The following is an 18,845-nucleotide window of genomic DNA, read 5'->3' as shown; positions in this document are numbered from 1 at the left end:
GTGAACGCGCTAGTCAGGTGGCTCACCGACTGACATGACATCGGTGAAAAGCTCGCAAATATCGCGGGGCTTTTGAATCAAGCGTCCGCATTCATTCCTGATTCAATTGTCGGCATCTAATTGGGTGCCGGAATGGGTCTTTTCAAAAGCAAGAAATCCGAACAAGCGAAGGTGCTTTCACCGCATCCCGGCATGTATGCGGAGAAAAGCATTGCCCAGGCCGTCTTCGATCAAACGACCGCGGTCAAGGTCGACCGCAACCATTGGAAGATCGCCTTCTTGATTGCGAGCTTGACGGCCCTGGTTGCCGTGGCGACGCGCGAGCCGGCACCTTCCGTGGTGAAGTCCTATGGCGTCAGCTCCGACGCCAACGGCCAGCCCCTGGTCAGAGTGCTGCAGCCCTACGAGCCGAAAGGACGTGACCTGACGGTCGGGTTCAAGGACCTCATCACGCGCTGGTTCACGATCGAACCGATGCTGACGCCGGTGGTCGAGGATGCGCGGATGTACAAGAGCATCAAGTCCGCGAAGGAGCAGATGGTTGGGACTGCACGCAAGCAGTTCGATCAATGGTTTGACGAGGACGCACCGTTCCGGGCCGTGACGTCCAGCCCGACGCTCACCCGCGAACCCGAAATCAAGAACATCGCGCCGCTGCCTGACAACACCGTCGCCGTCGAATTCATCGCGACGACGAACGAAGAAGGCCAGAAGCCCAAGCGCATGCGGTACGCGATCACGTTCCGCTACGAAATCAAGCCTCCCCAAAGTGATGCGGAGGCGCTGGGTCCGAATCCGTTCGGGATCTACCCAGTCTTCTTCACCCTCCAGAAGACCCCGGCATGACCATGTCCCTATTGCGCACAACTTCCTCGGCGCTCGCATGCGCTTGTCTCGCGCTGGCTGTTGTCGGAGGCGCGTGGGCTGCTGCCGAGCGCCCCGCGAAGCGCGCCGAACCTGTTATCCCCCCGCTGAACTTGGGATCAATGGCGGATGCCATGAACCCCATGAATCCGTTCAACGGTGGAGCGGAACCGCTGGCTATGCCGGGCGATTCCCGCCTCGTCGTCTTTACGTACAGCAAGGATCAGATTTATCGCGTCCTGACCGCGCCACTGAAGGGAACCACCATTGAGTTCCCGGACGATGAGCAGATCGTGTCGGAGCCGGCGTGGGGTGACAGCGTGCGCTGGGAATCGTCAACGGACAACGGCAATCATCTCTATCTCAAGCCGCACGCTGCCGGTCTGGTCAACACCCTGTCGGTGACCACAAACAAGCGCTCCTACGAGTTCACGCTGGTGTCGTCCCCCCTGGGCGGGATCTTCTACCAGAAGGTTCGCTTCCGCATCCCTGAGACCGTGATGGCCAAGATCAAGGCGCGGGCAGATGGCGAGGCACGCGAGCAGGGAGAGCGTCCGGCGAACACCGTCGGCGTTTCGCCGGACAAGCTCAACTTCGACTATTCGACGTCGGGAAGCGCGGACTTCAAGCCCGACGCTGTCTTTGATGACGGCAAGCTCATCTGGATGCGCATGCCCGCGACTGCCAGCGAGTGGCCCGTCGCGCTGGTGAAGGACGGAAGTGATTTCGTCGTAGCGAACTTCATTCGCCGAGGCGACTACCTCGTGCTGCAGCGCCTGGCAGAGACCGTGGCGCTTCGGTCGGGTAGCACGGAGGTGATCGTGCGCCGCGGCCGCGGTCGCTTCTTGGGTCTCTTCTAAAGGATCGGCCGTGGCTAAGCAGGTTGAGGACGTGACCGACGCTCGCGAGCGAGTCTCCAAGGGGAAGATCCCCAAAGGGATTATCTACGTCGCAGCAGGCATTGCTGCGGTGCTGATCGGCACGCTTGCCTTCTACTACCAGAGCAAAACCGACGCCGAAGTGAAAGAGGCGTCGGAGGAGCAGCGCGCGGAGAAGATGAAATCGCGGGCGACGGCGGGTGAGGCGTCGCAGAACCTCGGCCAGCAGATCCGTGCCCAGCAGCAGGCCGCCAAGGATGAGGCGTCCCGCCAAGAGGCCTCTGCGGTAAGAGCCGACTCCGGTCAGCGCGCACCGGTCATGTCGGCGAAAGACTTCACGACGGGCCGTCAGGGCACCGAGGTGATGGGGAAGAAGAATGAAGAGGACAGCATCTTTACTGCGCCGCTCTACAAGGCAGGCATGAACAAGGTGCGTGACAACGCACGCCCGAAAGTCGACCTTCAAGGTACGCTGGACCCTGCGTCCATGCGGGCGATGCAGCAGGCTGCCGCAGCGGCTGCCAACGCAACCGGCGCACCGCCTGCTGATGCTGCGCCCGTCAACAGCGATCAACAGTTTCTGAAACAGACAGCAGCAACGAAGTACGAGCGCACAGGTATTGCGGGCCGTTTGCCGAGTTGCACCGTATCCCAGGGCTTTGTGATTCCAGCGACGTTTGTCGGCGGCAACAACTCGGATAAGCCGGGCGAGTTTCGCGCGATGGTGTCGCAGAACGTATGGGACACGGTGGATGGCACCTGCCTCGCGATTCCGGCAGGTTCGATGCTGGTTGGGACTTACAGCAGCGACATCAGCATCGGGCAGGAGCGCCTTCTCGTGGCGTTCACCCGTCTGCAGCTCCCCAATAAGAAGTGGGTTCCTCTCGGCTCGATGCAGGGTGCCGACACCAATGGCTATTCCGGTGTGAGCGGGGACGTCAACAACCATTTCTTCAAGATCTTCTATGGCGCGGTTGTCATCGCCGTGCTGGAGCAACGCTTCAACAATCAGCAGACGGCGACGACCTCCAATTCGAACGGCCTGACTACTTACGGCAACGCGGCGGGCCAGGTCGCCACACAGACGGCGCAGACCATCCTGAACCGCAACCAGAACATTCGGCCGACCATCACCACGGAACCTGCCCAGAAGCTGTTGGTACAGGTCAAGCAAGACATCGTCCTGGAGCCGTACCGTGAATAGGGCGATTGGGCTTCTCCTGATGGCGGCCTGTGTGTCCGCGCACGCCGTGGTGGTCGATGCGGTGATTTCACCGACGGCCTACGTCGTGCGCGACGGTGGACAGGTTCGGCTGCAGACGCTTCCGGGCAAGCCGGTCTTGTACTGCGGCCTGGGCGCCTTCGAAACCTGGGCTCAGCGTTTGGTCGGCCAGGAGTTCCAGATCGGGTCCGCGCGACAGCCCGACGGAGTGACTCATGCCGAGACGCTTGTCAGCGTTGTTGCCGGTGCCGGGTGGCTGCGTCCCGCCTCGTTGGATGACGCGGGTCAAGCCGCCATCGTCGAGCGCAAGGGCGGTTGGGCCTGCGCACCGAAAGCCGCCCCCTTTGCGGAATTCAGTGATCGCGTCGATCCGACCATCCTGGCCGGCATTGCGCTGAACGAATCGTCGTATCAGGGGCGACCATGGCCGTGGACGTTGAACGTCGCGGGGCGTGGCTACTACTTCGCCACCCGAGACGATGCCTATGGTGCCATCCGCCGCCTGATCGAGGCGAAGCGGTGCGATTTCGATGTCGGAATCATGCAGGTGAACTGGTGCTACCACGGCCAGCGCTTCGCATCGCCCTGGGATGCCCTGTCGCCTGCATCGAACATCCGTGTCGCGGAAACCATCCTGCTCGAAAACCGGCAACGCAGCGGCTCTCCGATGAAGGCGGTCGCTTGGTATCACAGCGCTGACCCCGCGCGTGGAGGGCCCTACTTCGCCCGATTCCTGAACCACCTGAAGCGGCTGGACTCCGCCAATAGCCCATGACGAAGTTCCGACACCTCGCTTTGCTGCTGCCCGTTCTGTCCGTGCAGGCCTTCGCCGCAGACACCGATCCGCTGGATTTCGATTACCAGGTGGTGGCGCCATCCACGGCTCGCCCCGCGATGATCTTCAACGACGGGTCGAGCACGTACATTCAGCCGCGTGCCGGGCAGACCATCGTGGCCGACAACGGGCAATCATCCGGTCCGTACATCATGGTTGATGGTGTCCCCGACGTTCTGCACTTCACTGCGAACGGGCAAATGGTGACGGCGCGCTGGAAACGCTCCAACGCGATCACGCGCGAGCCGGCGAATCCGTCGGGGGACTTGCCCCATGGGTTCACTGGCTTCTCCGGCCGCATCGCGATGGTCGGCGAGCACGGCAATCTGCAACTCGTGCGTCCCGGGAGCGTCACGCAGCCGCTGGCGCAAATCGTCAAGGCGATAGCTCCCAGCGGTTGGACGGGGACCGCCCAAAAGACCATTGCGCTGACGGAGGAGACGACGTTCGTCACGCGGGATGCCGAGAACTGGCTTCAGGCGCTCGGGCGGTTGCTGGACCAGAAGGGTCTCTACGCGGAGGTCGACTTCGGCCGTCGCAACATCGCGCTGCGTGTTGAGCCGCCCAAGTCGATCGCCGTGGGCGTCGCGGTGGCTTCGTCCGATGCCAGCAACGGCGCGAATGTCGGCAACACAGGTGCGCCAGCAACGGTCCCAAACGATCAAGGCAGTGGTGACGGTGGCGTGGCCAGCTCGCTATTGGCCGAGGCGTTTGACGCGCAGGCCATCCGCGACACAAAGGCCGGGACGATTCAAATTCGCTTTGCGACGAAGCCTGAGGGTCTCCAGATCAGGAACAGCGAGGGCAGCAAGCAGGGCCTGACGTGGCTGGACGGTGATCGCGTGGTCGCGTTCGATACCGTGGATCGTTTCACCGTCTCTGCCGCGGGTAAGGCTGTCGAAGTTCGGCGAGCTGCTGAGATTCGCTATGACTTCGCGGCCGACAACGCAGCGGGCCTCGAATCGGTCTTCGAGAAGGACAACGCGACCTACCTCGTATTCCGAACTTCAAAGGCCAATGTGAGCGCACGCAACGACAACGGCGAGGGCTCGGGCGAACTGAAGGACCGCTACTTCAAGTTCAACGGAATCGCTGAGCGCTTGACTGTGGTGGCCGACGGCCGCTCAGTGATCGTGGAACGTGTCCCTGAAGTGCGCTTCTACGAGCGCAAGGCGAGGGTGGAATGAGCGGATCACGACTCCGAGTGCGAGACGTGAGCGGTGCGAAAAGGCTGTTCGCTTTTTTCGCACTTCTGCTGGCTCTTGCCAGTTTAGCGCGGGCGGATTGTCTCGACGACGCGGCCAATTACTACCGGCTCGATCCGACGCTCGTTCGCGCCATCGCGTGGCACGAGTCCGGCATGCGGCCGCTTGCTGTCAATCGCAACTCTAACGGCAGTGTTGACGTTGGCCTCATGCAGATCAACTCCTCCTGGTTTCCGACGCTGGCGCGTGTGGGCATTGCCCCTGAGCACTTGTGGAATCCCTGTGTTAACGCCTACGTCGGGGCGTGGATTCTGAGCTCGAACATCGCGCGCCTGGGGCCGAACTGGAAAGCCGTCGGCGCATACAACGCCACTTCACCGGACAAGCAGTTGCGCTACGCCAACCAAATCTACGCGCGCTGGCAGGCATTGCAGCGCGCTGGTGCCAGTCATTGACACATTGCGAGACCGTTATGAGAAGCCTTCTTTCCCACAAGCGCATGGCCGTCATCGCGATGGCTGCATGCACCTTCGTTTCCTCCGTCCACGCGGGGACCCGTACCCAGAGCGTTGACGGCGATGGTTGGCAGCCGCTTGGCAGCAGTGTTCGCAAAGCAAGCGTCGCTGGCCAAGCCAATCGCAACGGAGCCTCCGATCCCAACACGCTCGTCGCCGCGGCTTCCGCGTTGGCGAGTACCTCACCTGAACCAGCAGTGTCAGTCACGTCCGTTCCCTCAAATAGGCCGTTCGAACTCATCGCCGACGAGTCAGTAGAGCAGCAATTGCTTGAGTGGGCGAGGCGCGCGGGTTGGAAGGTCTTGTGGAGGGTGCAGGACGCATGGGTAGTGCCGGGCAATAAATCCTATGGCGATGACTTTGAATCTGCTGTGAAGCGCGTCACGGAAGACTTGGCAGCCAACGGAACAGACGTGCTCGGCGACAGCTGGCGCGGCAACCACACGATCGTTATCACCCAGAACGGAGCAGCTGAGCAATGAGGATCTTCTATCAACCGAAGCTGATCGCCGGTGCTGTGGCAACGGTCTTGAGTCTGTCGGGATGCGGTATCGCGGAGGTGCGCGGCATCCAGAAAGACGCGATGCGCGACACGCGCGCGCAGCTCGACGCTGCCCCGAGCAGCCGCCCGGTCTTCCAGATCCATGAGGGGGCATGGCTTCTTGGCGAGAAGGTCAAGGCGACCAAGCCGCAACCGGAACTCTTCAACAAGCCCGTGTCGTACAACGACGCACGGGACCGCATCAGTACGCTTGCCGACGTTGCCGACTGGATTGCTCGCACTTACAACGTACGGGTGGTCATCGATCCCTCGGTGAATGCACCGTTCCCCTCGGCGCAGTCCATTGTGACCACCGGCGCAACCGGCGCAGTCAAGGGGCCGCAACTACCCGCAGGGCTCGCCACGAGTCTTGCAGGCGCGCCCAACGCAACGTTGGCCGCCCCAGGTGGCATGCAGTCTGGGGCCGCAGCGATGCCGACGCAGTCACCGCTGCACTACGTTGGCGATTTCAAGGGTTTTATGCGGACGAACGAGCAGCGCTACAACGTCTACTCGCGCTTTCGCGACGGCACCCTCACGTTCTTCCGAGTCGAGACCCGGAACTTCACGTTGCCTGACATGGGAGCCTTCGCTTCCATGAGCGGGACGATCTCCAGTGACGGCAACCTGTCTTCCAGCTCGGGCGGCACGTCGGCTTCTACCACTAGCTCCACATCTGGCGGTTCAAGCGGTTCGGGCACCGGCGGACAAACAGCCAGCCAGTCGTTGGAAGTGAAACCGTGGAAACGCTTGGAGGAGATCGCCAAGCAAATTGCGGGGAATGGTGCGGAGGTCATCGCCGACCCGAATCTGGGGACTGTCACTGTCACCGGGACGCCGCCACAGTGTGATCGTGTTGAGGACTGGGTCCGTACTCTTGATGCCATGTTCGGTAAGCAGGTCGCCATCGACGTGCGCATCTACGAAGTCCGGCTCAATCAAGAGGACAACTACGGCTTGAATCTCTCGCTCGGGTACAAGAGCGGAAATGGGCACACCGGTGCCACGTTCACCGGGGTGGCGCCGCCAACGGTGTCGAGCAACGCGACACCCATGTCCGTCGGCGCGACGATTGTCGGCGGCAAGCTGGACGGTACCAAGGTGGCAGTGCAAGCGCTGTCGACGCTGGGCAACGTTACGCAGGTTGTGTCGCGTTCGGGAGTTACCCAAAACGGCAAGGTCATGGCAATGCAGTCTGCAACTTTGCAGGACTACATCCCGAGCTCGCAGACCACGTTGGCGTCGAACGTGGGTTCCACGTCTTCCATGCAAACCGCCCCTGACATCTCCGGCTTCACAAGCACGTTCACGCCAAAGGTTGTCAACGGCCGCATCTTGATCATGTTCGACATGACCCTGTCGAATCTGAACCCGCTACAAGAACAGACCCAGGGCAGCGGGGCCTCCTTGTCCAAGGTGCAGCTGCGAACCAAGCCACTGGCACGTTTCCAGCAGACCGTCGGCCTGAAGCCGGGCGAGTCGCTGGTACTTACCGGCTTGCGCGATCAAACGACCAGTACCACGAACAACGGCGTTGGCTCGCCCTACGTCCCAGTGACGGGCGGTGGGGTGGATGCCGCAAAGCGCGAAACGATGATTGCCGTCGTTATCACCGCACGGCTTCTTTGATACCTGGGGTTCATGATGAATCGACATTTCTTGTCTGCAGCGGTTGGACTTGCGCTGAGCGCCGGTGCAGGATTTGCAATTGCGCAGGGTGCCTCGGCGCCTCGCATGGAGAAGGCGATGCAGGCCGCTCAATCCATTCGTGATGCGCAGCCTTCGGCAACAACAACTCCGCCAACGACAACACCTGCGGCTCGTACCGCGCAAGTTGCAGAAACGTCTGTACGGCCAACCCAGGCTGCTCCATCACCCCAGGCGTCGATTCCTGTTGCGGCTGCGCCTTCGCCGAAGACCGAAGCCGCTCAGGCAGGTGCTGAGGCCGACGAACTCAGCATCCTGCAACGGCAAGCGGCAGTCCTGAAGGTCAAGGCTGAAATTGCGAAGTACCAGGCGGACATCAAAAGCTCGGAGTCGCGCGCGATGCAGGCTGCAACGAGCGTGACGCCTGGGCAGGCAGGGGAACCGGGAGTTGTTCCGTCGCTGGTCGTTCCCGGCAACGTTACGAAGCCACCGATTCCGCTACCTGCGGCCAAACATGGGAAACCGCGTCTGGTTCACATCGGGGGAGCTGACGGCGTCTACTCGGCTCTCATCGAAATCAACGGCATCACGATTTCGGATGCAGTGGCTGGCACTCAGCTCGGCGATGGCTGGCAAGTCATCGGCGTCGATGCGAAACAAGTCAGAGTGGGTCGCGGCAAGCAAGTTCTGAAGCTCGCGGTGTGACATGGCTCAAGTCCTCAACCTTCCAGGGATCAAGGGCACCTATGCCGTCGGCCTGACTTGGCGGCATGAGGATGCCAGGCCAAGCCGCGCGGCACTGCGCAAGAAGGCTCGTGATCTGCAAGCACGGTGGAGTGTCGTCCATCAGACGCGCACAGGGCACGTACAGGCCGGCTTTTGTGCGGGCCTCGAGGGCGCTGCCTCCAACTGGCGAACCAAGCCGCTTGCAGCCCTTGTCGCTGACTCACATCCTCAGCCTTGGTGCGGCTTCTATCGGATCAGCGCTGACCTGTATTGGTACATCGCGGTGCGCGACGGCCAGGAGGTTTTACCGGACGGGGACCGGACTGGCACGCTCGAAGAATTGGAGCAACTCCATGCGTTGCACAAAGCGTCCGGTGACTGGAACGTAGTCCGCGGGACCGAAGCCGAACTCGCAGACATCGTTCGCACTTCGCGATCGGTGAAGGGGCTGACCGATCTGGAGCCGGGGCCGCGACGCTACGTGCTACCGGTGGCCGGGGTGCTGACAGTGGCGGCATTGGCCGGCGTCGGCACGTGGTGGTATCAGCAACGGCAGGCTGAGGCACAGCGCGCTGCGGATCTCGCGCGACAACGTGCTGCACAGGCGATGCACGCGGCAAAGCAAGCCAAGCAACAAATTCCGCCATGGACACTTCAACCTGTGCCGTCTGCTGTTGTCGACGCATGTCGTTCGGCTTGGCACGGCAGGGCACTCGCCACGAAAGGTTGGTTGCTGACCGGCTGGAGCTGCCAGTTCGGTAGTCCCGTCACGGTCAACGTTGCCGCTCAATGGGAGCGCGACGGGGGTGTGGCTGAGGACGCGCCCGGCACGCTCCTCGACGATGGAAACCACTCTCGCTCGACGGAAGTTAAGCCCTATACGTTCACGATCCAACCAACAGGTATTGATGATTTTGAGGTTGCGAAGCGCATCGTTTGGAGCGTGTCGCACCGCAAAGCTTTCCAGTTGAAGCTGGCGGCGACGCAGCCCGCCGCGCTTCCTGGCGCGAATGGCCCCGATGCACCTGAACCGGCCCCGTGGATTGGGAATGCGGCCGATTTCACGCTTGCGATGGCTCCATGGTTCAGCGGTGCTTCTGCATTCGATCAAGTCCCAGGTTTGCGGCTGACCGAGGTCAGCGTCGACCTGCGAGATGGCCAGTGGCATGCGAAAGGGACGCTCTACGTTAACCGTTTTCCTGGGGCGACTGCTGCCCTCAAGGTGGGGAGCTGACATGGTGGCTTTGGTTGAGCGGTTCAGGGCATTCTCGCGCGTTGACGCGCATGTCGAGCCAATGCGGCTCCCGCCTGTTCCTGCCACGCTGATGCAACACGTCGTGTGGGCGGGGGTCGGCGAGAAGATTCAGGTCGATGGCCGCTATGCAGGTGGTTCGGCCTTTCTCACATGGTTGGCTGACCTCAAACGCCATGGTCTGGAGCCGGTTGTTGAATCTCTTGCCCCGCAGGAGCTGGCGCAAGCGCGCGAAAGCACGTCGGACGGGCAATCGGGCGACGCATACCTTGAGTTTCTGGAAATGTCGCGCCGGCGGCACGTCGAGGCTGCCGAACTGGGGGCGTCCGACCTTCACGTTCTGCAGCGAGAAGACCATGCTGAATTTCAGTTGCGCATTGACGGCGAGCTATGGACGGTGCCCGAGTGGGAACTGAACGCTGCGCAGGGGGAAGCTTTTGTGCGAGCAACTTGCGTCGGCCTCGCAACCGTCAAAGAGCCGACATTCAATCCGCTCGAGTTCCAGGAAGCGCAGATCAGCGGCAACAAGCTGCCTGAGACCGATATTGAAAGTGTTCGCATTACGCGCGGCCCAGCCTATCCGATCGAGGCCGGTGGTGGCGTCATGGTTAATCGCCTGCAACCGCGCAGGCACACGGCCACACTTCAGCGACGCGAGACGCCGGCGAGTCGTCTGCGACTGGTGAGACCGGAGGCGCCGGCCGGCAAAGTCGACTTTGAGCGGATGGGATTCACGACGCTGCAGCTCGCGATGTTCGAGCAGGTCGTCCTGATGCCGGATGGTCTGTTTATTCAGACGGGGCCGACGGGAAGTGGCAAGACCACGACCGGCTACGAAATGCTGCGCTACAAGGGGCAGATTTCGCCCGAGCTGCGGCAGATCACCCGTGAGCATCCGGTCGAGTACCCGCGTGAATGGGCAGTGCAACTGCTTTCGACGGGGCAGAACTCCTCATACCTCGTCGAACGCATGCTCCGGATGGACCCGGACATCATCGACATCGGCGAGATCCGCACAGGCAATGAAGGTGTTGCAGCAGTTCAGGCAGCGCAGACCGGGCACTTGGTCTTCGGCTCGCTCCACGTTCTTGATCCGTTCGAACTGATTGGTCGCCTGCAAATGCTCGACCACACGCTGCTTTCCAAGGAGTTGATGTGCAACCACAAAATCATCGCGGGTTTCATGGGGCAGCGGATGGTTCCCGTGCTGTGCACGGAGTGTCGGGAGCCATTGGCCAAACATCTCGACGCAATGCCGGGAATTCTGCTCGACCGCATCAAAACCTGGGGAAACATCGAACAGGTCCATGTGCGGGGAAAGGGATGTCCGCACTGCTTCGGCCGGCAAATCCGCGGGCGTGAGGCAGTTGCAGAGGTTGTCCTTAGCACCGAAGAGCTGATGGAAGACTTCCTCAGGGGGACGTCGTTGGCACGTCGAAATCACCGCCTGCGTGAGGGCTCCGACAAATCCATGCTCGGCAATGTCATGGAACGTGTGTTGGCCGGCAGGATCGATCCGCGCGACGCGCAGAAGAACGTGCCCATTGAGGCGTATCGCGAGGGCGTATGAATCTCCAGAAAGCTCTGCAGTGGCTGAAGGGCAATCCTCTGCCATGGAAGCTCCGAAAACGCCTCTATGAACGTGCGTCAACGCATCTGGCGAACGACGTAACGCTAGAGCGCGTGCTTACCCGGTTCGGGGCCGGCTTGCTACGACGGCGAAAACGTCGCGCTGCTGCTGCAATCGATGCCGTGACACAAGGCGTCCGCAACGGCCAGACGCTGGCGGCGGCAATGGACTCGTCGCTCACCAATCTTGAGCGAACCGTGCTCGACGCTGGTGATCGAGCGGGCAAGCTTCCCGAGGCAATGAAGCTCGTCATCGAGGTGCGCGAACTGGTGGATCGCATCTTTTGGAAGCTGATCCTCGGCTTCGCGCCGGCGCTTGTCTATGTCTACGCGCTCTACAAGGTACTCGGCTTTATCGGTGCCGACGTAGTGCCCGAGTTCGCAGGAATCTTGCCGGCCGAGAAGTGGACCGGATGGGCACGCGTCCTCTACCTGATGGGCGTGTTTGCACAAAGCGCGGCAATGCCTTTGGCGACGTACGGGCTGCTTACCTATGCGCTCTGGTGCGCATGGGCGTTACCGAACTGGGCTGGCCGTGGGAGGGCGTTCTTTGATCGATGGGTTTTTCCGTTCCCACTCTATCGGGAGATCGCAGGGTTCTCTTGGTTGCTGTCGTTTCTTGCTCTGCAGCGGGCGGGCATCCCTGAAGTGGAATCGCTGGCCGCACAGGTGCGCACGGCATCGCCATGGTTGGCGTCGCGGCTGCTCGCCATTTCATCCGGCACACGCAATGGCTTTGATCTTGCAACTTCCATGATGCGGACTGGGCACGACTTCCCTTCCGTGGATCTGATCGATGAGATCGGCGAGTACATGGGCAAAGCCGACTCGTCGGAAAAGCTGGCGAACGTGGCGCGAGAGAACGCGGCCTATGTCGAGCGAAAGGTGCTTGCGATCGGCGGTGGCATGGCGTTGACCCTGAGTCTTCTTGTGTACGCAGCCATGTTTGTCATGCAGTTTGGCTCAAACGCGCTTTCGTCGGCTCTCACGTCGTCGATGAGGCAGATGTAAATCGTTGGACGTGGTTTTACTTTAGGAGAGGGTGATATGGAACGGATCATTGGGGCGCTCGTGGCGATCGCGCTGGCAATCCTCGCAGTGGGCAACACGCTCAGCAACAGCGGGCAGGCGAAGTCGGATCAGAAGAGTGGTGGCGCGGCGACGGATATTGGCTACGTCATGACAAAGGCCCGAGCAGGGTTCGCGCAGAGCAATACCGGCTTTGCCAATTTTTCGAACGCGAACCTGGGCGGGCTTATTAACGGAGGCACCTTCCCTCCGACCATGGTCAAGAGCGGAGGCATTTTCGACAAGTGGGGCAATCCCATTACTTTGAGTTCGGCAAATAGTGGCACGAGCGGGGTGATCTCTTTTGGGGGTGGCGGGTCGCAAACAACTGACGAATGCACGTCCACCGTGACGAGTCTGTCAGGCTACGACTTGTTGACGGTTGGCGGTCAGAGTTTTACACGCAGCAACATGCCTGACACGTCGCAGGCCGGCGCTGTTTGCTCCGCGACCGCAACGATTGTCGTGACGTTCCACTGAGCCCCAGCGAGTCAGCGTTTCGATGGCATTCGCACTCCTTCCGCTCGCCGCAGTCATGCTGCTGTTCGGGCTTGGCATTCAAGCGTTCCAGCTCGCCGACAGTGTTCCTGGTGCCGGCCCCGCAGGCCAGATGGAGACGCGCTCGGTGGTGTCATCTCAGCAAGCTGCGATGTTTGGGACCGCATGTGTTAGCACAGCGATCGCGCAGCGTGGCGCAATCAGTCCAAACATGACCGTGACGCTACCGGCAGGTGTGTTGCTGCCTGCTGGTGCTGTTTGTATGACGACGGCGAATGGTAGCGGTCGCAACGTCTACGGGTACCTGCCAGCGGCACCTGGTGCAGCGGGAAAGTTACTCGCCGATGCGCAGGGCGGCAACAATTGGTTCGTCATCCGGGCCGCAGGTGTGGCGGTGAGTTTGGCGGGCGGAAACACCATGTCAGTACCCACGACCATCCCCGTTAGCTCACTCCTCAATTGGGTTCAGACGTCTTCCTGAAGGCGACGCGCAATGGATGCAATTCTCGGTTACATGATCGCCATCGCCCTGTCGTTGCTGAGCGTGGGGCAGTTCTACCAGTGGCAGGCGTCGGGCATGACAAACGTGCAGACTGCGGCCGCGGCAAGCCAGCAGGTGATCTACAACAAGGCCGCGGCTCAGTACGTTCAAGACAACGGGACATCGATCGCGGCGATTGCAACGCCTACCGTGCCGGTGACCATCACCACCGCAATGCTGATCAGCAGCGGTTACTTGCCGAACGGCTTTTCGACCACGAATGTTTTCGGACAGACATGGCAACTTCAGGTCCTGCAGCCCACCGCGGGGACGTTGCAGTCGGTCGTGCAATCGGTTGGCGGGAGGGCAATCGCGGACACTGTCCAGCTTGTTCAGATTGCCGCCCAAGCAGGGGCGCAGGGCGGATTCGTCCCCTATGCCGGCCAGAATGGTGACGCAACCATGACCCCCGCAAATGCTTACGGCGCATACGGGGCATGGAAGCTTCCGTTGACCAATTTCACCAATCCAGGCAGCGGTCACCTGGTGTCACTGCTTGCGTTCACAGGCGTGAGTGCGAACAACAGCTATCTGTACCGCGTTCAGGTTCCTGGCCATCCCGAGCTGAACAACATGCAGACCGACCTTGGTATGACCGATCAAGGGGGGGCGCTGCACAACATCAGTGGCGCACAGCAGATCAGCTCACAAAGCTTGCAGGCTCTTTCCGGTGGTTCGCTTGCCGTGCCATCGATCACGACCGCAAACGGCAAAGTAGTCACTTGGGAGCAGGTGGGCGAGGGCGGTGTGCTAGGCCTGAAAGGATCGAACGGTACATCGATCTACCTTGAGAGCTTGAATGGCACGTTCCGTATCGTCAACAACCCTTGGACACAGTCCATATTCTCGGTCGACCAGTCCGGCGATGTGGTCGCGGCGGGAACGCAGAGGCTGGGTAACGTTGCTTCGCCCAACACGGCGTGTGCCCAAAACGGAACACAGGCAGGCAATGCTGATGGCTCTGGCCAGCAATTAGTTTGTCTGTACAACGTGTGGAAACCAATTGGCGGGAGCTTGCAGCGCTTCGGGTATTACACCGCGCAACATGGTTCTGGAATTCCGAGGCCGACTTGTCCGGCGGGCGGAACCCCGATGATCGTTGTGACCCCGGCGAACTTTGCGGTCGATCCGACGACGGTCGTCAACTATGGAGCGTGGGGATCAGGCCCGTGGACTGTCTACATCATGGATGGATCAAATGCCGGCATCGGTGGCGCGACTGCCACTGTTGGGACCTATTGCGGATACTAATGGAGTCGTGAAATGAGGATGCTACTTAGGGTCTTGTCGGTGATTGTGCTTCTGGCGGGATCCAGACTTGCAATGGCGAACCCTGTGCTTTGTTCACCGGGATACCAAGACTCGACTTGCCCGAGCCCTATCGCAAGGGGCCCAGTCCCGGCACCGCAGTGTTCGTCTGGCGCTGGATGGACGACGACTTCAAGTCCCGTTTGGAAGGGTTCCTATTGGAGTGCGCCTGGCTGCAACTATCAGCCACCGCCTTCGTGTCCTTCGGGCTACTACGCTGCCAGTGGCCCTTCTTGGAATGGATCGAGCTGGGTAGGCCTGAACTGTCAGCCGACGGCACCTCCGCCCCCGCCGCCGCCTGCAGGTCACGTGTTGGTGGCAACGTATACAACCAACAGCTGTGGCAACCTTGGGCCCTTTAATGGATACGCAGACGGAACGTATGACGCCAGCAACTCCGATTGGGGAGGGCAGACTTTCTCTGGTACTTGGGACCAGATGTATTACAACGGGGTAGCGTATATGAACTCGAACTATGCTCGTTACATTGCTCCAGCTTACATCTCCCAGCCTTCGGACCCAGCGACGGCTACACAATATTTGTCGCGAGTGTTCTTTGTCTACAACCCGTGGGCATGCGGCGGCGGTGTTGGCTAAAGCAAAATGGCGTTTGTCCTGACCGCAGGCAAGTTATTGAGAGATCGGCGACACAAAGAAAAAGCCCCACGGTGACTGTGGGGCTTTCTTTTTGATGGCTAGACTGTTTAGCCCACCACGTTGCCGGTCGTGAATGTGAAGCTGCGCGTGAACGGCGTGCCGTTGATCGTACCGGACAGGTTCACCGTGTACGGCGTGTTCGGTTGCAGCGGTGCGGTCGGGTAGGCGACGGCTTCGAACGCGGGGACCAACTTGTTCGGATCAGTTGACGAGTTGAGCAGTTGCAACGTCACCGTGTGCGAGGCGTTGTCGGTCATCGTGCCGGAAGTCAGCACAACGGTGTCGCTCGGGTTGGCCGCAACCGCGACAGGAATGCCCCACGAACCGCTGGTGTTCGGCGGCGCCGGCGTTTCACCGTTCGACGAGTAGGCCACACCGGTGGTGCCTTGGCACGGGAAGGTCAAGGGCATGTTGCCCGGCATCGTCTTAGGCGCATCGAAGCTCATCGAGGCGCGCACGTCGGGGAAACCGTTGAACAGCGTCTTGGAGACGCCGATGCCAACAATGCTCGACGGCCACACGCCCGCAGCGATGTGGTAGACGCCGGACAGCCAGCCGATAATGTGTTGCTGACCGTATTGGGCGTCGGTCAATGTCGCATTGGTGTAGTAGCCCCCGCTCACGCCGCCGACGTACTGATTGGGGAAGCCAGCCGCCACCGCGCGATCCTGATAGGTGACACCGGTGAAGCCAGTTTTGCCCGCCGTCTCGCTATCCGCAACTACGCCATTCGTGCTCATGTAGGCAGCGTGTGCTTGGGCGGCAGTGTCCAGCACAGTGTTTTCGGACAGTGCCGGAAAGCCACACTGCGTACGGTACTGGTTCAGCGTGTTGAACGCTGCCAGTTGTGCGCTCGTGCTGCCGTACTGCGGTGTCGTCTGGGTGCCGGTGACAGTCTGTGCCGGCGGAGTCGTAGTGCCGCCGGTCGAACCGCCAGTCGTGGACGTGCCACCGTCACCGCCACCGCCGCATGCGGTCAGTGCGAGAGTCGATGCAGCAGCAATTGCGAGGAGAGAGAGTTTGTTCGTCATTGATTTTCTCCGGTGATTTTGAGGTCGGTGATCGATATGCGACCACTTGATTTAATCGTAGCGTGCGGCTCAAGAAGTCAAGGATGCACTCCAGGTACTTCAGATGCCGCGCTCAACGTGTGCGGGGGCGGTCGGCAGCAACGCGTTGCTACTTGACCTTGTGCAGTTCCACGGGCCCGAGCATCGAAACGAGCAGATACCCCGTCGTCGTTGGGAAGTCCTTGTTGCTCCAGTTCGAAGGGACATGGACGAGCGCAAAGTCCTTCGTGGATATCCCGCTGACTGATTCACTAACGGCGCGGCCGAAGAGCGCTTGAGCTTGCTCTTTGGTCAGATCATTGACCGGGCCCTGGATGGCTCGCCAATTGCCGTTGTGGAACTCCTGAACGGCGAGTTTGCCGTCTGCCTTCTCGATCCGAAGCGTTGGCTCGAGCCCGTTCTTTCCCTGGACGGAGTATTCGCCGACGATGTCGCTCGTCGACGAGCCACATGCCGTGATGATGGCGGTGGCGGCGATGGCCAGCAGGAGCTTTGCCTTCTTGCGCACGGTTGCGGTAAACGCCGGGATGTCGAACTTGCAGAATGTGGTCATGTGATTGTGGGCTGTGAGTTGTGTCGGCTGGGGCCGTCGTGCTGATCGTGGTGAATGCATTATGGGTAAGCGCGCTTTCTCGCTTGCCGGTGCCGAAGAGTTGCGCGCTCCTAGCACCCCTCTGCCGAGAAATAGAGCGTCTTGCCGCAGGTCTTGCAAAAATGGGCGCGTGTGCCGGGCGCACGTCGAAGCGCGTGCACGCTGAGATGCTTGGACGAGCAGCGATCACACGTGATCGTGCCAGCGTCAGATACCAACCCCGGATGCTTCTTTCGATACCAGAAAAACGTATGTGTTCGAAACCGGTAGAGCCGGTACCAGCGCGGTGCGAAGAAGATCATGAGCGCGAGACCGAGGACCAGCGCAGGAGCGGTGCCGGCGTGCGATTTCCCGACTAGGGACGCGCCAGTCAGTGCGGTACCAAACAGCGATGCGGTACCAGAAACGAAGCGGGAAGCAAGATGGCGCATATCGTTGTCCTTTGTGGATGGGGAGGCACCCGCCGCCAGTCGTGACGCCGCGGCAGAGGCTTCTACGTCTTGAGCGTACGCCGAGAGAATCAGAGTCAAGCTCGGGCGGCATCGCCAGCCCATCCACCATTCGGGGCCCGATCCAGCTATGCGAGTTGTTTGCGCGGTTTGCCCTTGCGTGGCGCCGTCAACGCACCTGTGCATGACGGGCAATAGAAGGACGCCGCCAGTTCGATTTTTGGCGTGGTATTGCACGTCAGATAGTGCGTGGAACAGGTGCGGCAACTGGACATGGACAAATCGCTGCCGGTGGACACTGATCGGGCCAAATGGAACGCCCGGTCCGGGGTCAGCCGCGCGGCATCGCCGAACAGACGCCCGACGGTGTCGAGTGCGGTGATGAACGCCTCTGGCTCGTTCGCACGTGCGGCAAGGGCGCTCCAGTACAGCCAAATCAGCGTCGTCGACTGAATGCGGCTCGACACCGACTCCACGTACCAGGATGACGAGGAGGGCATCAGGCCGCAGGGAGACGATTCGCCGTGGATTTGTCGATAGAGAGCGCGCGCCGTAGCCGCGGTGCCAGGGAACATCGAGGCCACGCTGGATGCGCGGCAACGCAGGCCAATGAGCGCCTCGGTATAGCGTTCCATCTGCGCGCGGCCGACGCGGAAATTTCCCCAGCGTTCACGTTGCAGGGGCCGCGGGGCACGTGAGTCGCCGGCGTTCATCACGTGGTGGCAGATCGTCTCTTCCGAGATGAGGTTGGCCGAATACTCAAGCCAGAACATCGGATTCTCAAAACGCCAACGGAACATCGGGAAGTTGGCGCCGAAGATGGCAAGCTCCAGCTCGTGCTGAGACACGGTCACGAGATAGTCAGCCAGGTCTTGCGGCATGCCCAGCAGTTGAGCGGCAACGGGCGTGGAGTGGAGTAGGTCGACTACCATCCAGACGTAATCCTTGTTCTGGTGGAACAAGCTCATCTTCAGGCTGGGATCAAGGTTGCCGAATTCCGCCTTCACCTTGTCAATGGCCAGGGTTGGTGTCGTCTTCTTGATGAGGCTGCGCCAATCTTCGACGTTCTTGAACATCGGTGTCACGACCAGGAACGGTGTTCCCATCAACTGCCGCTGCCCTGCAGCGTTCTGCGCGAGCATGGCCAGCTCTTCCGGCCGCACTCCAAATACTGGCGCCACTTCCCGGTGCCGAAGCATGCAGGTGCCCATGAAATCCGCAAGCTGGTAGTTGATGGAACGGATCCGGTCGGTAATCCGGTCGGGAAGGATGAGCGAGTCTTTGGCAGAAAGAGCAGTCGAACGAGTCATGGCGAGAGAGTCAGTTGTTGTTTTTGGGACCGGCGCTT

The 18,845-nt window shown here is 60.8% G+C and carries 19 protein-coding genes; 15 read left to right on the top strand and 4 right to left on the bottom strand.

From position 1 onward, the window contains the following. The first annotated feature begins 132 nt into the window (after nucleotides 1–132). The 15 genes from ACUXH0_RS15450 (at nucleotide 133) to pilV (ending at nucleotide 14,672) form a co-directional block, all read left to right on the top strand. Nucleotides 133–846: a VirB8 family type IV secretion system protein gene (locus ACUXH0_RS15450; protein WP_012435626.1), complete on the top strand. Its 714-nt coding sequence runs from the start codon at nucleotides 133–135 to the stop codon at nucleotides 844–846. After that, nucleotides 843–1,724, top strand: coding sequence for a TrbG/VirB9 family P-type conjugative transfer protein (locus ACUXH0_RS15445; protein WP_012435627.1), 882 nt, complete (start codon nucleotides 843–845; stop codon nucleotides 1,722–1,724). Before ACUXH0_RS15450 ends, ACUXH0_RS15445 begins: the two co-directional genes overlap by 4 nt. A gap of 10 nt (nucleotides 1,725–1,734) precedes the next feature. After that, the gene (locus tag ACUXH0_RS15440) at nucleotides 1,735–2,946 is read left to right on the top strand and encodes a TraB/TrbI/VirB10 family type IV secretion system protein (RefSeq protein ID WP_012435628.1); all 1,212 of its coding nucleotides are present in this window, start codon (nucleotides 1,735–1,737) and stop codon (nucleotides 2,944–2,946) included. Nucleotides 2,947–2,965: 19 nt separating this feature from the next. Then, on the top strand, nucleotides 2,966–3,739 hold the full coding sequence (locus tag ACUXH0_RS15435; protein ID WP_012435629.1) for a lysozyme family protein: 774 nt from the start codon (nucleotides 2,966–2,968) through the stop codon (nucleotides 3,737–3,739). Next, on the top strand, nucleotides 3,736–4,986 hold the full coding sequence (locus ACUXH0_RS15430; protein WP_012435630.1) for a TrbG/VirB9 family P-type conjugative transfer protein: 1,251 nt from the start codon (nucleotides 3,736–3,738) through the stop codon (nucleotides 4,984–4,986). The genes ACUXH0_RS15435 and ACUXH0_RS15430 overlap by 4 nt, the downstream gene beginning before the upstream one ends. Further along, nucleotides 4,983–5,459, top strand: coding sequence for a lytic transglycosylase domain-containing protein (locus ACUXH0_RS15425; protein WP_012435631.1), 477 nt, complete (start codon nucleotides 4,983–4,985; stop codon nucleotides 5,457–5,459). Before ACUXH0_RS15430 ends, ACUXH0_RS15425 begins: the two co-directional genes overlap by 4 nt. Before the next feature lie 17 nt (nucleotides 5,460–5,476). Continuing rightward, nucleotides 5,477–6,001, top strand: coding sequence for a toxin co-regulated pilus biosynthesis Q family protein (locus ACUXH0_RS15420; RefSeq protein ID WP_012435632.1), 525 nt, complete (start codon nucleotides 5,477–5,479; stop codon nucleotides 5,999–6,001). Further along, nucleotides 5,998–7,689, top strand: coding sequence for a type II secretion system protein GspD (locus ACUXH0_RS15415; protein WP_012435633.1), 1,692 nt, complete (start codon nucleotides 5,998–6,000; stop codon nucleotides 7,687–7,689). The genes ACUXH0_RS15420 and ACUXH0_RS15415 overlap by 4 nt, the downstream gene beginning before the upstream one ends. A gap of 105 nt (nucleotides 7,690–7,794) precedes the next feature. Next, nucleotides 7,795–8,412 carry a type IV pilus biogenesis protein PilP gene (gene pilP, locus ACUXH0_RS15410; protein WP_225694717.1) on the top strand — a complete coding sequence of 206 codons (618 nt, stop codon included), beginning with the start codon at nucleotides 7,795–7,797 and terminating at the stop codon, nucleotides 8,410–8,412. Between the two features lies 1 nt (nucleotide 8,413). Further along, the gene (pilO2, locus tag ACUXH0_RS15405) at nucleotides 8,414–9,667 is read left to right on the top strand and encodes a type 4b pilus protein PilO2 (protein WP_012435635.1); all 1,254 of its coding nucleotides are present in this window, start codon (nucleotides 8,414–8,416) and stop codon (nucleotides 9,665–9,667) included. A gap of 1 nt (nucleotide 9,668) precedes the next feature. Next, the gene (locus ACUXH0_RS15400; protein ID WP_012435636.1) at nucleotides 9,669–11,255 is read left to right on the top strand and encodes an ATPase, T2SS/T4P/T4SS family; all 1,587 of its coding nucleotides are present in this window, start codon (nucleotides 9,669–9,671) and stop codon (nucleotides 11,253–11,255) included. Then, nucleotides 11,252–12,325, top strand: a complete 1,074-nt coding sequence (locus tag ACUXH0_RS15395; RefSeq protein WP_012435637.1) for a type II secretion system F family protein — start codon at nucleotides 11,252–11,254, stop codon at nucleotides 12,323–12,325. The genes ACUXH0_RS15400 and ACUXH0_RS15395 overlap by 4 nt, the downstream gene beginning before the upstream one ends. A gap of 36 nt (nucleotides 12,326–12,361) precedes the next feature. Further along, on the top strand, nucleotides 12,362–12,862 hold the full coding sequence (locus ACUXH0_RS15390) for a type 4 pilus major pilin (protein ID WP_012755741.1): 501 nt from the start codon (nucleotides 12,362–12,364) through the stop codon (nucleotides 12,860–12,862). Between the two features lie 22 nt (nucleotides 12,863–12,884). After that, nucleotides 12,885–13,361, top strand: a complete 477-nt coding sequence (locus ACUXH0_RS15385) for a hypothetical protein (protein WP_012435639.1) — start codon at nucleotides 12,885–12,887, stop codon at nucleotides 13,359–13,361. Between the two features lie 12 nt (nucleotides 13,362–13,373). Then, complete coding sequence (gene pilV / locus ACUXH0_RS15380) at nucleotides 13,374–14,672, top strand: shufflon system plasmid conjugative transfer pilus tip adhesin PilV (protein WP_012435640.1); 1,299 nt, start codon at nucleotides 13,374–13,376, stop codon at nucleotides 14,670–14,672. A gap of 761 nt (nucleotides 14,673–15,433) precedes the next feature. On the opposite strand, the gene ACUXH0_RS15375 is transcribed toward pilV, so the two are convergent. The 4 genes from ACUXH0_RS15375 to ACUXH0_RS15360 form a co-directional block, all read right to left on the bottom strand. After that, complete coding sequence (locus ACUXH0_RS15375; RefSeq protein WP_012435642.1) at nucleotides 15,434–16,417, bottom strand: CAP domain-containing protein; 984 nt, start codon at nucleotides 16,415–16,417, stop codon at nucleotides 15,434–15,436. A gap of 148 nt (nucleotides 16,418–16,565) precedes the next feature. Then, nucleotides 16,566–17,009 carry a hypothetical protein gene (locus tag ACUXH0_RS15370; protein ID WP_012435643.1) on the bottom strand — a complete coding sequence of 148 codons (444 nt, stop codon included), beginning with the start codon at nucleotides 17,007–17,009 and terminating at the stop codon, nucleotides 16,566–16,568. A gap of 110 nt (nucleotides 17,010–17,119) precedes the next feature. Beyond that, nucleotides 17,120–17,479, bottom strand: a complete 360-nt coding sequence (locus ACUXH0_RS15365; protein WP_012435644.1) for a hypothetical protein — start codon at nucleotides 17,477–17,479, stop codon at nucleotides 17,120–17,122. A 146-nt stretch (nucleotides 17,480–17,625) separates the two neighbouring features. Beyond that, nucleotides 17,626–18,807, bottom strand: coding sequence for a FlhC family transcriptional regulator (locus tag ACUXH0_RS15360; RefSeq protein ID WP_012435645.1), 1,182 nt, complete (start codon nucleotides 18,805–18,807; stop codon nucleotides 17,626–17,628). Between the last annotated feature and the right edge of the window lie 38 nt (nucleotides 18,808–18,845).

The sequence above is a fragment of the Ralstonia sp. 110700041-2 genome, from assembly GCF_056280165.1.
Note: the sequence above shows the minus strand (reverse complement) of the source record. Positions and strands in the feature narration are given on the sequence as shown.

Bases quoted from the DNA above. Each gene is read 5' to 3' on its own strand.
- ACUXH0_RS15450 (WP_012435626.1), top strand. From the start codon at position 133: ATGGGTCTTTTCAAAAGCAAGAAATCCGAACAAGCGAAGGTGCTTTCA.
- ACUXH0_RS15445 (WP_012435627.1), top strand. From the start codon at position 843: ATGACCATGTCCCTATTGCGCACAACTTCCTCGGCGCTCGCATGCGCT.
- ACUXH0_RS15435 (WP_012435629.1), top strand. From the start codon at position 2,966: ATGGCGGCCTGTGTGTCCGCGCACGCCGTGGTGGTCGATGCGGTGATT.
- ACUXH0_RS15430 (WP_012435630.1), top strand. From the start codon at position 3,736: ATGACGAAGTTCCGACACCTCGCTTTGCTGCTGCCCGTTCTGTCCGTG.
- ACUXH0_RS15425 (WP_012435631.1), top strand. From the start codon at position 4,983: ATGAGCGGATCACGACTCCGAGTGCGAGACGTGAGCGGTGCGAAAAGG.
- ACUXH0_RS15420 (WP_012435632.1), top strand. From the start codon at position 5,477: ATGAGAAGCCTTCTTTCCCACAAGCGCATGGCCGTCATCGCGATGGCT.
- ACUXH0_RS15415 (WP_012435633.1), top strand. From the start codon at position 5,998: ATGAGGATCTTCTATCAACCGAAGCTGATCGCCGGTGCTGTGGCAACG.
- pilP (WP_225694717.1), top strand. From the start codon at position 7,795: ATGGAGAAGGCGATGCAGGCCGCTCAATCCATTCGTGATGCGCAGCCT.
- pilO2 (WP_012435635.1), top strand. From the start codon at position 8,414: ATGGCTCAAGTCCTCAACCTTCCAGGGATCAAGGGCACCTATGCCGTC.
- ACUXH0_RS15400 (WP_012435636.1), top strand. From the start codon at position 9,669: ATGGTGGCTTTGGTTGAGCGGTTCAGGGCATTCTCGCGCGTTGACGCG.
- ACUXH0_RS15395 (WP_012435637.1), top strand. From the start codon at position 11,252: ATGAATCTCCAGAAAGCTCTGCAGTGGCTGAAGGGCAATCCTCTGCCA.
- ACUXH0_RS15390 (WP_012755741.1), top strand. From the start codon at position 12,362: ATGGAACGGATCATTGGGGCGCTCGTGGCGATCGCGCTGGCAATCCTC.
- ACUXH0_RS15385 (WP_012435639.1), top strand. From the start codon at position 12,885: ATGGCATTCGCACTCCTTCCGCTCGCCGCAGTCATGCTGCTGTTCGGG.
- pilV (WP_012435640.1), top strand. From the start codon at position 13,374: ATGGATGCAATTCTCGGTTACATGATCGCCATCGCCCTGTCGTTGCTG.
- ACUXH0_RS15375 (WP_012435642.1), bottom strand. From the start codon at position 16,417: ATGACGAACAAACTCTCTCTCCTCGCAATTGCTGCTGCATCGACTCTC.
- ACUXH0_RS15370 (WP_012435643.1), bottom strand. From the start codon at position 17,009: ATGACCACATTCTGCAAGTTCGACATCCCGGCGTTTACCGCAACCGTG.
- ACUXH0_RS15365 (WP_012435644.1), bottom strand. From the start codon at position 17,479: ATGCGCCATCTTGCTTCCCGCTTCGTTTCTGGTACCGCATCGCTGTTT.
- ACUXH0_RS15360 (WP_012435645.1), bottom strand. From the start codon at position 18,807: ATGACTCGTTCGACTGCTCTTTCTGCCAAAGACTCGCTCATCCTTCCC.